The organism is Rhodococcus huquni, from assembly GCF_055231055.1.
In genome coordinates, this window is sequence record NZ_JBUYWE010000003.1 from 26,773 (window position 1) to 40,468 (window position 13,696).

The following is a 13,696-nucleotide window of genomic DNA, read 5'->3' on the forward strand; positions in this document are numbered from 1 at the left end:
AATCGGCTCAACCGACGAGAACGGCGAAACCTGGCTTGATCACGTCGTCGATGATGCGCAAGCGTTCGTCGAAGGGGATGAACGCCGACTTCATCGCGTTGATGGTGAACCGTTCGAGGTCGGTCCATCCGTAGCCGAAAGTCTGGACGAGGCGGTGCATTTCCTCGCTCATGCTGGTGTCGCTCATCAAACGGTTGTCGGTATTGACGGTCACCCGGAAGCGCAGTCTGGCGAGCAGGTCGAACGGATGTTCCTCGAGTCGCTGCACCGCACCGGTCTGGACGTTGGAGCTCGGGCACAGTTCGAGGGGAATTCGCTTGTCCCGCACGTAGCTCGCCAATCGCCCGAGGGTGGCGGTTCCGTCTTCGCCGATGGTGATGTCGTCGGTGATACGAACTCCGTGGCCGAGCCGATCGGTTCCACAGAAGGCGACGGCCTCGTGAATCGACGGCAACCCGAACGCCTCACCGGCGTGGATCGTGAAGTGGGCATTCTGGTCTCGCATGAACTCGAACGCGTCGAGGTGGCGGCTGGGCGGGTTGCCCGCCTCGGCGCCGGCAATGTCGAACCCCACGACGCCGCGATCCCGGAACCGCACGGAGAGTTCGGCGATCTCACGTGATCGGGCAGCGTGACGCATTGCCGTCAGGAGCACGCCGACGCGAATCGGACGTCCGTCGTCGGCGGCAATGCGACAGCCTTCGTCGAAACCGAGAAGCACGTTCTCGACCACCTCGTCGAGGGTGAGCCCCTCGTCCAGGTGCTGTTCGGGGGCGAACCTGATCTCGGCGTACACGACCCCGTCCGCCGCCAGATCCTCGGCGCACTCACGCGCCACCCGCTGCAGCCCGATCGGAGTCTGCATCACGGCTACGGTGTGCGCGAAGGTTTCCAGGTACAGCTCGAGTGAGCCACTGTCTGCGGCTTCTCTGAACCATTGCGCGACGCCCTCCGCCGTATCCGCCGGCAGTGCGTCGTGGCCGCAGTCCTTCGCGAGTTCGAGAACCGTCGACGGTCTCAGCCCGCCGTCGAGATGATCGTGCAGCAACACCTTCGGCGCCCGGCGCACGGCCGGCAGATCCACAGCGGTCATGCGTCGACGTTAACCCCGGTCCGCCCCTATCCGCTCGATGACGAGCGAGGAGATTTCCGCCGGCCCCTCGTCTCCGAAGCTCCACGCACCCGCCAGTTCCGCGCGCGCAGCACCCATACGTTCGGGGCTGTCGGTGTGCAGGGTCGCCAGCGGTGACCCTGCACGTACGCGGTCACCCGGCTTCGCGTGCAACTCCACGCCCGCCGATGCCTGGACCTTCTCCCCCTGCACGGCACGGCCCGCCCCCAGCTTCCATGCGGCGACACCGACATCCATTGCGTCGAGGGCGGTGACGACACCGTCCGTCTCCGACAACACGACGTCGGTGTGCCATGCGGTCGGTAGCTCCGCGTCGGGGTCCCCGCCTTGAGCCGCGATCATCGAACGCCAGCGGTCCATCGCCCGGCCGTCCCGTAGTGCCACTTCCGGATCCACGTGTCCCAGTCCCGCTGCCTCGAGCATCTCCCGCGCCAAAGCCAGTGTCAGCTCCACGACGTCCGGGGGCCCGCCGCCCGCCAATACCTCGATGGCCTCGCGCACTTCGAGGGCATTGCCCGCGGTGCGCCCGAGCGGCGCATCCATGGCGGTCAGCAGCGCAACCGTGTGCAGACCGGCGTCCGCGCCGAGTTCGACCATGGTGTGCGCCAGGTCCCGGGCATCATCGAGACGCTTCATGAACGCGCCGGCACCCACCTTCACGTCGAGGACGAGCGCTCCTGTTCCCTCTGCGATCTTCTTGCTCATGATCGAACTGGCAATCAGGGGAATCGATTCGACCGTGCCGGTGACGTCGCGCAATGCGTAGAGCCGCTTGTCTGCAGGAGCGAGATCCGCGCCCGCCGCGCACACCACGGCACCGATGTCGGGGTCGGCGAGGATGTCGACCATCTCCTCGGCGGCGAGGTCGGCGCGCCACCCGGGGATGGCCTCGAGTTTGTCGAGCGTCCCACCGGTGTGCCCGAGTCCTCGTCCCGAGAGCTGGGGCACGGAGGCGCCGCAGGCGGCGACCAGCGGTGCGAGCGGAAGCGTGATCTTGTCTCCCACTCCACCCGTCGAATGCTTGTCGACGGTGGGACGCCCGAGGTCGGAGAAGTCCATCCGATTGCCGGACGAGATCATCGCCTCCGTCCACCGGCCGACCTCTGCGCGGGTCATACCGCGAAAGTAGATCGCCATCGCGAGTGCGGACATCTGTTCGTCCGCCACGATCCCCCGTGTGAAGGCATCGACCATCCAGTCGATCTGCGCGGGTGCGAGTTCGAGTCCGTCCCGTTTGGCGGCGATGATCGACGTCGCGTCGTGCAGTCCCCGGTCAGCCACGGCGGATCCTCGCATTCTCGGCAGGCCCGAAGGCGTCGGGCAGAAGCTGCTCCAGACGTATGGCGCCGTCCGGGTGGTCGACGGCGAGTTCACTGCCGCCGTGCTCGAACAAGAGTTGCCGACAACGTCCGCAGGGCATGAGGATTCCGCCCTCGGAATCGCTGCAACTGAACGCCACTAGACGTCCGCCACCCCCGGAAAACAAGTTACCGACCAGTACACATTCGGCGCACAGGGTAAGTCCGTATGAGACATTCTCCACATTGCATCCGAGGACGATTCGACCATCGTCCACGAGGGCAGCTGCCCCGACCGCAAAACCCGAATAAGGCGCGTAGGCGCCACTACTCGCACCATGCGCCTTGTCTCGCAACATATTCCAGTCGACTTCCACCATGGTTGCCCATCCAATCACGCCGTCTGAATGGATGCAGGAACAAGGCCCGTTTCGGCATTGTTGATATGGACAGGCAAACCTAAGTGCATACCACGTGGCCATACGAATTCGGAGCCGAATTAGTTCCCCGGATTCGTATGGGTTTAGAGTTCAGAGAAGTCGGTTCAGGATCTCGTCGGGTCCAAGCTGAGGTACTCCCACACTGCATCAGGCTCGACGCGTCCGCCAATGACGTTGGAGGCACAGCACTCGATGAGTAGCACGACTGAAGTCGCTCCGGAGAAGGAGCGCACACGGTCGCTTTACCGGGGCGACCCCGGAATGTGGTCCTGGGTATTGCACCGGATCACAGGCGTGATGACTTTCTTCTTCCTCTTTGTACACGTTCTGGATACCGCGTTGGTGCGCGTCAATCCAGAGACGTACGACAGCATCATCGATACCTACAAGACTCCACTGGTGGGTCTCATGGAACTCGGACTGGTGGCGGCGGTGCTCTACCACGCCCTCAACGGTATCCGGGTGATGCTCGTCGACTTCTGGTCCAAGGGACCGCAGTACCAGCGCCTCATGCTCTGGGTGATCCTTGCGATCTGGTTCGTGGTCATGATCCCGGGCGCCGGACGCATCTTCTACAACATGTTTGCGGAGCACTGACATGGCGACTTCTCACGGAGCCGAGGCCAAGACCCTCGGCACTTCGTACGACCGTCCGGCCAGCCTGGACAACCCGCGCTCACCGCGCAGGCAGAGCAAGAACAACTTCGAGCTCTACGCCTGGTTGTTCATGCGCTTCTCCGGACTCGCACTCATCGTCCTGGTCTTCGGGCACCTCTTCATCATGCTGTTCCTCGACGAGGGTGTGCACCGGATCAACTTCGCCTTCGTGGCGGGCCGCTGGTCCAGCCCGTTCTGGCAGTTCTGGGACCTTTCGATGCTCTGGCTGGCACAGCTGCACGGCGGCAACGGCCTGCGCACCATCATCGCGGACTACTCCCGCAAGGACACCACGCGCTTCTGGCTCAACACCATCCTGGTCGTTTCGATGATCCTGATCATGGGCCTCGGCACGTACGTCATCTTCACCTTCGACCCCAATATCTCGGCGAGCTAGGGGAGCACAGACTTCATGCAGGAACACCGTTATGACGTGGTCATCGTCGGCGCAGGCGGCGCTGGCATGCGCGCAGCCATCGAGGCCGGGCCCGAGGCTCGAACCGCGGTTCTGACCAAGCTCTACCCCACCCGCAGCCACACCGGTGCGGCGCAGGGCGGCATGTGCGCCGCACTCGCGAACGTGGAGGAAGACAACTGGGAGTGGCACACCTTCGACACCGTCAAGGGCGGCGACTACCTCGCCGACCAGGACGCGGTGGAGATCATGGCCAAGGAGGCCATCGACGCGGTCCTCGACCTCGAGAAGATGGGTCTGCCGTTCAACCGCACGCCCGAGGGAAAGATCGACCAGCGTCGTTTCGGTGGCCACACCCGCGACCACGGCAAGGCGCCGGTCCGCCGCGCTTGTTACGCCGCGGACCGCACCGGCCACATGATCCTTCAGACGCTCTACCAGAACTGCGTCAAGCACGACGTCGAGTTCTACAACGAGTTCTACGCCCTCGACATCGCCATCACCGAGACCGAGGACGGACCGGTCGCCACCGGCGTCATCGCCTACGAGTTGGCCACCGGCGAGATCCACGTCTTCCACGCCAAGTCCATCGTCTTCGCGACCGGTGGTTCGGGCCGCATGTACAAGACGACGTCCAACGCGCACACCCTCACCGGTGACGGCATGGGCATCATCTTCCGCAAGGGTCTCCCCCTCGAGGACATGGAGTTCCACCAGTTCCACCCGACAGGCCTGGCCGGTCTGGGCATCCTCATCTCCGAGGCCGTGCGAGGTGAGGGCGGAATCCTCCGCAACGTGGACGGCGAGCGCTTCATGGAGCGCTACGCCCCCACCATCAAGGACCTCGCACCGCGTGACATCGTGGCGCGGTCGATGGTCCTCGAGGTCCTCGAAGGCCGCGGCGCCGGCCCGAACAAGGATTACGTCTACATCGACGTGACCCACATTCCCGAGGAAGTCCTCGACGAGAAGCTCCCCGACATCATGGAGTTCTCCCGCACCTACCTCGGTGTGGACCCGGTCAAGGAGCCGGTGCCGGTCTACCCGACGTGCCACTACGTCATGGGCGGTATCCCCACCAAGATCAACGGTGAGGTTCTGCGCAACAACGACGAGGTCGTCAAGGGTCTGTACGCCGCCGGCGAGTGCGCCTGCGTGTCCGTACACGGCGCCAACCGACTCGGCACCAACTCGCTGCTCGACATCAACGTCTTCGGTCGTCGCGCCGGCATCGCCGCGGCGAAGTACGCGAACGAGACGTCGTTCGTCGACATGCCCGAGACCCCCGAGAAGATGGTCGACGACTGGATGGCACTCATCCTGTCCGATCACGGTCACGAGCGCGTCGCCGACATCCGCAGCGAGCTGCAGCAGTCGATGGACAACAACGCCTCGGTGTTCCGTACCGAAGAGCGCCTCACGCAGGCTTTGAAGGATGTGCGCGCGCTCAAGGAGCGGTACAACCACATCACGGTGCAGGACAAGGGCAAGCGCTACAACAGCGACCTGCTCGAGGCCGTCGAGCTCGGCTTCCTCCTGGAAATGGCCGAGGTCACCGTGGTCGGCGCCCTGAACCGCAAGGAATCGCGTGGCGGTCACGCCCGCGAGGACTTCCCGAATCGGGACGACGAGACCTACATGAAGCACACGATGGCGTACAAGGAGGGCGAGGGCCTGCTCTCCGACATCCGTCTGGACTACAAGCCGGTGATCCAGACCCGTTACGAGCCGATGGAGCGTAAGTACTGATGAGCGCACCTGCAGTCGACAAGAGCGAAGACAAGTCGGACCTTCCTCCGGTTCCGGACGAGGCCGTCATGGTCACCCTCAAGATCGCGCGGTTCGATCCCGAATCGGGAGACGGCCAGCGGTGGGACAGCTTCCAGGTTCCCGCACTCCCCACGGACCGCATGCTCAACCTGCTGCTGTACGTGAAGGGCTACCTCGACGGCACCCTCACGTTCCGCCGCAGCTGCGCCCACGGCGTGTGCGGTTCGGACGCCATGCGCATCAACGGCGTCAACCGCTTGGCCTGCAAGATCCTGATGAAGGACATGCTGCCCAAGGACGGCAAGCCCATCACGATCACCATCGAGCCCATCAAGGGTCTGCCGGTCGAGAAGGACCTGATCGTCGACATGGAGCCGTTCTTCGACGCGTTCCGTGCGGTCAAGCCGTTCCTGATGACCACCGGCAACGAGCCCACTCGTGAGCGGATCCAGAGCCAGCACGACCGTGCTCGTTTCGACGACACCACCAAGTGCATCCTCTGCGCCTGCTGCACGACGTCGTGCCCGGTGTACTGGAGCGACGGCAGCTACTTCGGACCGGCCGCGATCGTGAACGCACACCGCTTCATCTTCGACAGCCGCGACGAGGGCGCCTCCGAGCGTCTCGACATCCTGAACGACAAGGACGGCGTGTGGCGTTGCCGCACCACGTTCAACTGCACCGATGCGTGCCCTCGCGGCATTCAGGTCACCAAGGCGATCCAGGAGGTCAAGCGCGCTCTGCTGTTCTCGCGCTGACTCTCGATCTTCACCGAAAAAGCGTCCGATCCCGTTGTGGGACCGGGCGCTTTTTCGTATCCGATCGACGACACGACACCGTGTTGCAGACCGCGGGACTCGCCTTCGGAGGAGGTCATCGAATACTCTGCCTCTTCGATGAGGTGGCAAAGAGCAGGTGCAGCGTTGGCGTCCGGGGCGGTATTGGCCGGTCTGTCTCTCGGGTCGGCCGCTGCCGAACCGCCGCCGCCCACGACGCCGCCACCGTTCAGCACTCCGAACACGGACTCGTGCCCCAATCGGTCGACTCCTCCCCCCGCGATCGACAGTTCCGAGGTCCCCCAGCCCGGTGACACCGCTCCGCGCCCCGTGTCGGTCCCGGAACAGACCGTAGGCGGTGACCGCATGGGCGAGTGTGGTGTGGTCCTTCCCGAGGATGCACCGCCCCTTCCTGCAGACATTGCGGCGCCCGGCTGGGTGCTCGCCGACGTGGATTCGGGTGAGGTACTCGCGGCGAAGGACCCCCACGGCCGCTACCGCCCTGCCAGCACGATCAAGATGTTGCTCGCCCTCGTAGCGCTGGACGAGCTCGACCTGAACGAAACGATCACCGCGCTTCCCGAGGATGCCGCCGCAGAAGGCAGTGCCGTGGGAATCGGTTCGGGTGGGCAGTACACCAACATGCAGGTGATGCAGGGGCTCGTCATGGCGTCCGGTAACGACGCCGCGCACGTCCTTGCCCGGCAACTCGGCGGCGACGAGGAAACGGTCGAGAAGATGAATGCCCTCGCCGAGGAGCTGGGTGCCCACGACACCCGCACCGCCACCCCGTCCGGGCTCGACGGCCCCGGTATGAGCAGTTCGCCGTACGACCTCGCTGTGATCCTGCACGCCGCGATGAAGAACCCCACCTTCGCGCGGCTGATCTCGACGGAGATCATCGAGTTTCCGGGTTTCCCGAAGAATCCCGCGATCCCCGGTGACGAGGACAAGCCGGCGTTCGCACTCGCGAACGACAACCAACTCCTCTACAACTACGAAGGCTCGTTCGGCGGCAAGACCGGCTTCACGGACGATGCACGACACACCTACGTGGGTGGAGCGGACCGCGACGGTCGACGCTTGATGGTCACACTCATGGGCGGCGAAGCGAAGCCGTTGCGGCCATGGGAGCAGGCAGCACGCATACTCGACTACGGCTTCGCCCTCGACGCAGACGATTCGGTGGGTTCACTCGAGGACCGGCCCGCGGACGAAGGGTCGGGCGACGAGACCGCAGCTTTGGCTGCCGCTCCCCCGAACGGCGCCGACGGTACGGGAACGGTCACCGCCTCCGGTTCCGACGACCCCGACAACTCACTCGCGCTGCGAGCGGGAGTCGGAGTGGTCGGAACCGGTGTCGTCGTAGGACTGCTCGGCTGGGCCCGAAGGCTCAACCGAGGACGTCGCTGACGTCGCTGACGTCAGTTGCGGGGCTTCTTGCGCCCGAACAGACCGGAAAGCCCGAGGGTCGCGACAACGCCTACGCCGATCAGGGCCGCACTGCTGCGGGCCGAAGGGCGTTCGGACACGTGCATGCGCGGCGAGATGATCGCCGGATCAGGCGGCGGCACGAAGGCCAACGCCATGCTCTCCTCGGTCGTGGCCGCCCATGCCGTGGCGAACAGAATCATCCGGCACGTCATGAACACGAAGACCAGCAGACCGATGATCGGTCCGAAGGCCGCGCCTGCGGGTCCGCTGGTCACCGACGCCAAGTAGATCGCCGCGACCTGCTTGAAGATCTCGAACACCACCGCGCCCAACAGACCGGCCTTGATGGCACTTCGGAACGCCACCGGCTCACGCGGAAGCCGGGAGATGATCCACGTGAAGATGGCCCAGGTTGCTGCCAGGGCGAGCAGCGTGGACAGGATGCGGAGCCCGATACCGATGCCCGGAATCGCGTCGAGATGCAACAGATCCACGACCCACTTGGTGATGGGACCGCTGCTGAGAGCCGAGGCGCCGATGGAGACCACGATCGCCAATCCGAGACCGAGAAGGTTGATGCCGTCACTGATCTTGGTCTTGACGAAGCCGTCCGACTCGCGCTTGCTCTCCCACATGGCGGTGAGGGCGTCACGCAGGTTGGCCATCCATCCGAGTCCGGCATACGCGGCGCCCAGCAGTCCGAGGATGCCGACTCCTGCACGCGAAGCGATTGCCGAATCGATCGTCTGGTTCAGGGTGTCACCGAGGCTGCCGGGGGCCGCCTCCGTGACGCTGTCCTGGATCTGGGTCAGCCACTCCGGGTGGCCGGCCAGCACGAAGCCGGCGATGGCGAACGCCACCATGATGATCGGCACGAGAGCGAGCACGCTGAAGTACGTGATCCCGGCCGAGTAGTAGTCACCCTTTTGTTCCTGGTAGCGCTTGGCTGCGCGAACCAAGTGATCCAGCCACGGGCGGGCGGCCCGCTGACGCTCGAGAAAACTCGGGCCTTCAGCCATTGAACGTCATCCTTTCGACCTCAGGAATCCAACCTTGTCGTACACGGTGGCGAGTGTGGCGGCCGAGACTTCGCGGGCCCGAAGCGCGCCCGCGGCGAGGATCCGGTCGAGTTCCGCTTCGTCGGCGAGGTAGTCGTTCACCCGCGCCTGCAGCGGTGTCACGAAATCGGCGAGCACCTCGGCGGTGTCGGACTTGAGGTCGCCGTAGCCCTTGCCTTCGTAACCGGCGACGAGTTCGTCGACCGTCTTGTCGGACAGACCGGCCTGAATGGTGAGCAGGTTGCTGACGCCCGCCTTGTTCTCGGGGTCGTAGCGGATCTCTCGCTCGTTGTCGGTGACGGCGGACTTGATCTTCTTGGCCGATACCTTGGGGTCGTCCAGCAGGTTGACCAGACCGGCCGGGCTCGGACCCGACTTGCTCATCTTGGCAGTCGGATCCTGGAGGTCGTAGATCTTCGAGGTGCCCTTGATGATCTGGGCCTCCGGAACCACGAACGCCTTGCCGAATCGGCTGTTGAAACGTCCGGCGAGATCGCGGGCGAGCTCGAGGTGCTGGCGCTGGTCCTCGCCCACCGGTACCCGCTGGGGCCGGTAGAGCAGGATGTCTGCTGCCATCAGCACCGGGTAGGTGAACAGGCCGACGCTCGTGGCGTCACTACCCTGCTTGCTCGACTTGTCCTTGAACTGGGTCATCCGGCTCGCTTCACCGAAACCGGTGATGCAGTTGAGCACCCAGGCCAGCTGCGCGTGCTCGGGTACCTGGCTCTGCACGAAGAGGGTGGCGCGGTCGGGATCGATTCCGAGCGCCAGCAACTGCGCCACGCCCCGCTTGGTCCGCTGACGCAGTTCTTTCGGGTCCTGCGCGACGGTGATCGCGTGCAGGTCTGGAATGAAGTAGAAGGCGTCGAAGTCGTCCTGCAAGGGAATCCACTGCTGCAGCGCACCGAGGAGATTGCCGAGGTGGAACGAATCGGCGGTGGGCTGGATGCCGGAAAGTACCCGCGGCTTGGCGGTGGGTCTCGAATCAGGGGACGACATGAGTACCGATCTTTTCATGCCGGTCGAAGGTTCACGAAGGCAACGCCCTGCGGCGCGTCTCCGGTCCCTTGCAACACGACCTTGAAGACGGTCGGTTCCCACTCCTGCGCATAGAACGCCATCGCATCGTCGAACCACGCCCGCGCGGTCGGCTCGTCGAGCAACAGCTGGTCCGCGTCCCGGACCACCACCACGTACCCCGCGCCCCCACCCGTGAATTCGTCCAGATCCCGCATGCACTCGTCGAATGCGTCTCTGTTGTGCCCGAAGTAGTCCGGGAACTGGAAACTGGCCGCGAACTCGTCGAACAGGGTTCCAAGAGTGCGCATCCGCGTGCCGCGAACGATACGGCTCACCATTCTCGTCTCGCGAGCCACTGCGACGACCCGATCGGCGCTGCTCGGTGGGCCGGAAATGTAGCCGAACACGGTGTCACCAGACAGGAAGTCGGCGACCGTGGTCGTCTGATCGTCGCTCATCGGATCCTCGCGAAGGTCTCGTAATGGTCGAGAGTGAACCAGGCCGACCGGTCGTCGCCGGTGACTATGCGCTCGGCATCCCGGCCGCGGTCGGGCTTCCTGGGGTTCACGTCCCACTCCTGGTACCGAATTCTCGTCCCGTCCGGGGTCGCGTCGGGTAGGTGCCCTTCGTTGTTCCGGAAGGTGGCGCCGCCCTTGGTGCCCGGTGCATCCGCGGACTCCGGCCACGCGCCTGCGTCGATCTCTGCCAACGTGGCTGTGACTCGGGGCGGAACGCCGTCGATCGCGGTGGTGGTCGAGTCCGTCGATCCACTCGGCGTGCACGCCAGCGCGACCGCGATGGTCAGCGCCAGCGCGGCGAAAACCGCGAGCGACCGGCGCTTAGCGGTACTGAACAGTGACCGGAGCATGGTCGGACCACCTCAGGTCGTAGGACTCGGCGCGCTCGACGACAGCTTGCTTGGCTCGCTCGGCCAGCCCGGCCGTGGCCAGGTGGTAGTCGATCCGCCATCCGGAATCGTTGTCGAATGCCTTGCCGCGGTACGACCACCAGGAGTACGGGCCCGTGACATCCGGGTGGAGCTCACGAACCACGTCGACCCATGCGGGCTCGCCTTCGAGCAGATTGCCGAACCACTCCCGCTCGTGCGGGAGGAAGCCCGAGGACTTCTTGTTGGTCTTCCACGCCTTCAGGTCGTTCTCGGTGTGCGCGATGTTCCAGTCACCACACACCACGACGTCCCGCCCCGAGTCGGCGGCGGCTGCGAGTCCGGACAGGTGGCGCGAGAAGGAGTCCATGAAACGTTCCTTCTCCTCCTGCTTCGGCGACTGCGCCTCACCGGACGGGAGGTACAAGCTGCCGACGGTCAGGTCACCGAAGTCGGCCTCGATGTACCGGCCGGTCTCGGCGAACTCGTCGTCACCGTGACCGATCCGGACGGCATCGGCGGGCTTGCGCGAGAGAATCGCCACCCCGTTGCGCCCCTTGGCGCTGGGCTCCGCGGACACCAGGTGCCAGTCCTCTTCGAGTGCCGACGCGAGCGCCTCGCGCAACTGCTTGTCGGTGGCACGAGTCTCCTGCAGGCAGACGATGTCGGCCGAGGAGCGTTCGAGCCATTCGGTCATGCCCTTGCGCACGGCCGCGCGCACGCCGTTGACGTTGACGGTGGTGATGATGTGAGACACGCAGAGCACCGTAACCGACGGCGCAGACATGGGCGGCAACTCACGACGCGTGTGCGAGCACCCGGCCTGCCGTACGCCGTTCCATCAGCACTGCGAGCGTCAGCACCACGAGTCCGGCGACTGCGAGCACACCGCCGACCGCAGCGGGTGCGGTGTAGCCGTGGCCCGCCGCGATCACCACGCCGCCGATCCACGCACCGAAGGCGTTCGCGATGTTCAGTGCTGCGTGATTGAGCGAAGCCGCGAGGGTCTGCGCGTCGGCCGCCACATCCATCAGGCGCGTCTGCAAGCCGGGCACCATGGACGATCCGGCGGCACCGATACCGAAGACGAGAACCAGTGCGGTGATCGGATTGTGGGAAGCGACGACGAAGACCGCCAGCATCACTCCGAGCGCGGTCATCGATGCGAACAGGCCCGGCATGAGCGCCCGGTCTGCGAGCCAACCGCCGAGGAAGTTGCCGGCCACCATGCCCAGCCCGTAGATCATCAGGGCGAGCGGGACCAGTGACCGAGAAAGTCCGGACACGTCCGTCAGTGTGGTGCTGATGTAGGTGTAGACCGCGAACATGCCACCGAACCCGACCATGCCGATGATCAGTGTCATCCACACCTGGCCGCGCCGCAGTGCACCCAGTTCGGTGAGCGGATTCGTGACCTTCATGGCGCCGAGTTCGGGCACCCACCGCCAGATGGCCGCCACGGTCACTGCCCCGATCAGGGCGACGAGCGCGAATGCCGTGCGCCAACCGAGGTGCTGACCGAGTGACGACGCTGCCGGAACACCCACGACATTGGCCACTGACAGGCCCATCATGACGAGCGCAACGGCCTTCGCACGCTGGCCGGGGGCAGCGAGGTGCGCCGCGACCAGCGAGGCGACCCCGAAATAGGCGCCGTGCGGTAGACCCGCGACGAAGCGCGCCATCATCAGCGTCTCGTAGTTGGGCGCGAAGACGGAAGCCGCGTTACCGACCGTGAAGGCGACCATCAGTCCGAGCAACAGATGTTTGCGGGGCACCCGAGCGCTCAACGCCGCGATCAGAGGCGCGCCGACGACCACGCCGAGGGCATACGCCGAGATCACGTGTCCGGCGGTCGGTTCGGAAATATCCAGGCCCGTCGCCATTTCCGGGAGCAGGCCCATCGCTACGAACTCGGTGGTTCCGATTCCGAATCCACCGAGCGCCAGCGCCACCATCGCAACACGCCGCGTGGCGGCATGATCCGAATCGGTGGTGGAAGGACGGACGGGCGCAGAAGTGGTCAAAACGAACAATCTCTCGATAGCGACGCAAACGGGCAACGAAAGGTACGAACAGTCGATTGTCGTCGCGGCATTCCCGCTTCGCCCTTTTGCCGGCAGTGACATCACTCACCGAGCAGAATCGAGAGCATGGCATCGAAGATGCAAGACCATCTGTCCCAGATCGCGGATCGGCTTCGCTACCAGCCGACGGACAAGCGGGTGCGCGCCGACGCACACGGCGTCACGGTGGCGGATTCGAGGTCGGCGATCCTGGTCTGGCAACCGGGCAGCCCGGTGCCGACCTACGGACTTCCGGTTCGGGATGTCGACATGGACAGGGTTCGAGACTCCTCGACACGACTCACGGATCCGGATCTCTCGGATTTCGTCCTCCTCGACCCTGCCGCCTTCACGTGGCGCGAAGAGGACGAGGAGGTGATGGGACACCCTCGCGACCCATATCACCGCGTGGACGTGGTGCACAGCGCCCGGCGGGTGACGCTTCGATACGAGAGCGCGGTGGTCGCGGATTCGCATCGGAGCGAGATGGTCTTCGAGACGGGAATCCCGAACGCCCGCTACTACCTCCCCCGCGGCGACGTCGCCGCGGAACTACGGCCGAGCGACGCGAGGACGGTGTGCCCGTACAAGGGCGAGGCCACCTACTGGAATGCGGTCATCGACGGGCACGTGCTCGAGAACATCGCGTGGAGCTACGAACATCCGCTACCCGAGGCAGTCCGCATTCGGAGCCTCGTGGCATTCCACGACGAGAGGCTCGACGTGACGATCGACGAAAGCTGA

At 64.9% G+C, this 13,696-nt stretch carries 15 protein-coding genes; 6 read left to right on the forward strand and 9 right to left on the reverse strand.

What is annotated here, in order from left to right:
* Positions 1-7: 7 nt before the first annotated feature.
* The 3 genes from ACZI8R_RS06635 to ACZI8R_RS06645 are packed head-to-tail and all read right to left on the reverse strand — an operon-like array spanning position 8 to position 2,810.
* The gene (locus ACZI8R_RS06635; RefSeq protein WP_463378805.1) at positions 8-1,093 is read right to left on the reverse strand and encodes an adenosine deaminase; all 1,086 of its coding nucleotides are present in this window, start codon (positions 1,091-1,093) and stop codon (positions 8-10) included.
* Positions 1,094-1,102: 9 nt separating this feature from the next.
* Positions 1,103-2,398: a thymidine phosphorylase gene (locus tag ACZI8R_RS06640; RefSeq protein ID WP_463379270.1), complete on the reverse strand. Its 1,296-nt coding sequence runs from the start codon at positions 2,396-2,398 to the stop codon at positions 1,103-1,105.
* A 7-nt stretch (positions 2,399-2,405) separates the two neighbouring features.
* On the reverse strand, positions 2,406-2,810 hold the full coding sequence (locus tag ACZI8R_RS06645; protein WP_463378806.1) for a cytidine deaminase: 405 nt from the start codon (positions 2,808-2,810) through the stop codon (positions 2,406-2,408).
* A gap of 252 nt (positions 2,811-3,062) precedes the next feature.
* Between ACZI8R_RS06645 and sdhC the strand changes: the two genes are divergently transcribed.
* From sdhC to ACZI8R_RS06670, 5 genes are all read left to right on the forward strand, one after another.
* Positions 3,063-3,467: a succinate dehydrogenase, cytochrome b556 subunit gene (sdhC, locus tag ACZI8R_RS06650; RefSeq protein WP_463378807.1), complete on the forward strand. Its 405-nt coding sequence runs from the start codon at positions 3,063-3,065 to the stop codon at positions 3,465-3,467.
* A 1-nt stretch (position 3,468) separates the two neighbouring features.
* On the forward strand, positions 3,469-3,924 hold the full coding sequence (locus ACZI8R_RS06655) for a succinate dehydrogenase hydrophobic membrane anchor subunit (protein WP_463378808.1): 456 nt from the start codon (positions 3,469-3,471) through the stop codon (positions 3,922-3,924).
* A 15-nt stretch (positions 3,925-3,939) separates the two neighbouring features.
* The gene (gene sdhA, locus ACZI8R_RS06660) at positions 3,940-5,691 is read left to right on the forward strand and encodes a succinate dehydrogenase flavoprotein subunit (RefSeq protein ID WP_463378809.1); all 1,752 of its coding nucleotides are present in this window, start codon (positions 3,940-3,942) and stop codon (positions 5,689-5,691) included.
* A complete protein-coding gene (locus ACZI8R_RS06665) occupies positions 5,691-6,470 on the forward strand; it encodes a succinate dehydrogenase iron-sulfur subunit (protein WP_463378810.1) in 780 nt (259 codons plus the stop codon). The genes sdhA and ACZI8R_RS06665 overlap by 1 nt, the downstream gene beginning before the upstream one ends.
* 138 nt (positions 6,471-6,608) lie before the next feature.
* A complete protein-coding gene (locus ACZI8R_RS06670) occupies positions 6,609-7,901 on the forward strand; it encodes a D-alanyl-D-alanine carboxypeptidase family protein (RefSeq protein ID WP_463378811.1) in 1,293 nt (430 codons plus the stop codon).
* An 11-nt stretch (positions 7,902-7,912) separates the two neighbouring features.
* On the opposite strand, the gene yhjD is transcribed toward ACZI8R_RS06670, so the two are convergent.
* Genes yhjD through ACZI8R_RS06700 form a run of 6 tightly spaced genes read right to left on the reverse strand, consistent with a single transcriptional unit; the run spans position 7,913 to position 12,913 of the window.
* Positions 7,913-8,941 (reverse strand): inner membrane protein YhjD, encoded by a 1,029-nt coding sequence (yhjD, locus tag ACZI8R_RS06675; protein WP_463378812.1) that lies wholly within the window; start codon positions 8,939-8,941, stop codon positions 7,913-7,915.
* A gap of 6 nt (positions 8,942-8,947) precedes the next feature.
* A complete protein-coding gene (gene trpS, locus ACZI8R_RS06680) occupies positions 8,948-9,979 on the reverse strand; it encodes a tryptophan--tRNA ligase (protein ID WP_463379271.1) in 1,032 nt (343 codons plus the stop codon).
* Between the two features lie 14 nt (positions 9,980-9,993).
* Positions 9,994-10,458 carry a barstar family protein gene (locus tag ACZI8R_RS06685; protein ID WP_463378813.1) on the reverse strand — a complete coding sequence of 155 codons (465 nt, stop codon included), beginning with the start codon at positions 10,456-10,458 and terminating at the stop codon, positions 9,994-9,996.
* Positions 10,455-10,868 (reverse strand): guanyl-specific ribonuclease, encoded by a 414-nt coding sequence (locus tag ACZI8R_RS06690; protein WP_463378814.1) that lies wholly within the window; start codon positions 10,866-10,868, stop codon positions 10,455-10,457. The genes ACZI8R_RS06685 and ACZI8R_RS06690 overlap by 4 nt, the downstream gene beginning before the upstream one ends.
* A complete protein-coding gene (locus tag ACZI8R_RS06695; RefSeq protein ID WP_463378815.1) occupies positions 10,840-11,643 on the reverse strand; it encodes an exodeoxyribonuclease III in 804 nt (267 codons plus the stop codon). The genes ACZI8R_RS06690 and ACZI8R_RS06695 overlap by 29 nt, the downstream gene beginning before the upstream one ends.
* 40 nt (positions 11,644-11,683) lie before the next feature.
* Positions 11,684-12,913 carry an MFS transporter gene (locus tag ACZI8R_RS06700; protein ID WP_463378816.1) on the reverse strand — a complete coding sequence of 410 codons (1,230 nt, stop codon included), beginning with the start codon at positions 12,911-12,913 and terminating at the stop codon, positions 11,684-11,686.
* A 126-nt stretch (positions 12,914-13,039) separates the two neighbouring features.
* Here ACZI8R_RS06700 and ACZI8R_RS06705 point away from each other — a divergent pair, with 126 nt between their 5' ends.
* Positions 13,040-13,696, forward strand: a complete 657-nt coding sequence (locus ACZI8R_RS06705) for a DUF427 domain-containing protein (protein WP_463378817.1) — start codon at positions 13,040-13,042, stop codon at positions 13,694-13,696.

Bases quoted from the DNA above. Each gene is read 5' to 3' on its own strand.
- ACZI8R_RS06635 (WP_463378805.1), bottom strand. From the start codon at position 1,093: ATGACCGCTGTGGATCTGCCGGCCGTGCGCCGGGCGCCGAAGGTGTTG.
- ACZI8R_RS06645 (WP_463378806.1), bottom strand. From the start codon at position 2,810: ATGGTGGAAGTCGACTGGAATATGTTGCGAGACAAGGCGCATGGTGCG.
- sdhC (WP_463378807.1), top strand. From the start codon at position 3,063: ATGAGTAGCACGACTGAAGTCGCTCCGGAGAAGGAGCGCACACGGTCG.
- ACZI8R_RS06655 (WP_463378808.1), top strand. From the start codon at position 3,469: ATGGCGACTTCTCACGGAGCCGAGGCCAAGACCCTCGGCACTTCGTAC.
- sdhA (WP_463378809.1), top strand. From the start codon at position 3,940: ATGCAGGAACACCGTTATGACGTGGTCATCGTCGGCGCAGGCGGCGCT.
- ACZI8R_RS06665 (WP_463378810.1), top strand. From the start codon at position 5,691: ATGAGCGCACCTGCAGTCGACAAGAGCGAAGACAAGTCGGACCTTCCT.
- ACZI8R_RS06670 (WP_463378811.1), top strand. From the start codon at position 6,609: ATGAGGTGGCAAAGAGCAGGTGCAGCGTTGGCGTCCGGGGCGGTATTG.
- yhjD (WP_463378812.1), bottom strand. From the start codon at position 8,941: ATGGCTGAAGGCCCGAGTTTTCTCGAGCGTCAGCGGGCCGCCCGCCCG.
- trpS (WP_463379271.1), bottom strand. From the start codon at position 9,979: ATGTCGTCCCCTGATTCGAGACCCACCGCCAAGCCGCGGGTACTTTCC.
- ACZI8R_RS06685 (WP_463378813.1), bottom strand. From the start codon at position 10,458: ATGAGCGACGATCAGACGACCACGGTCGCCGACTTCCTGTCTGGTGAC.
- ACZI8R_RS06690 (WP_463378814.1), bottom strand. From the start codon at position 10,868: ATGCTCCGGTCACTGTTCAGTACCGCTAAGCGCCGGTCGCTCGCGGTT.
- ACZI8R_RS06705 (WP_463378817.1), top strand. From the start codon at position 13,040: ATGGCATCGAAGATGCAAGACCATCTGTCCCAGATCGCGGATCGGCTT.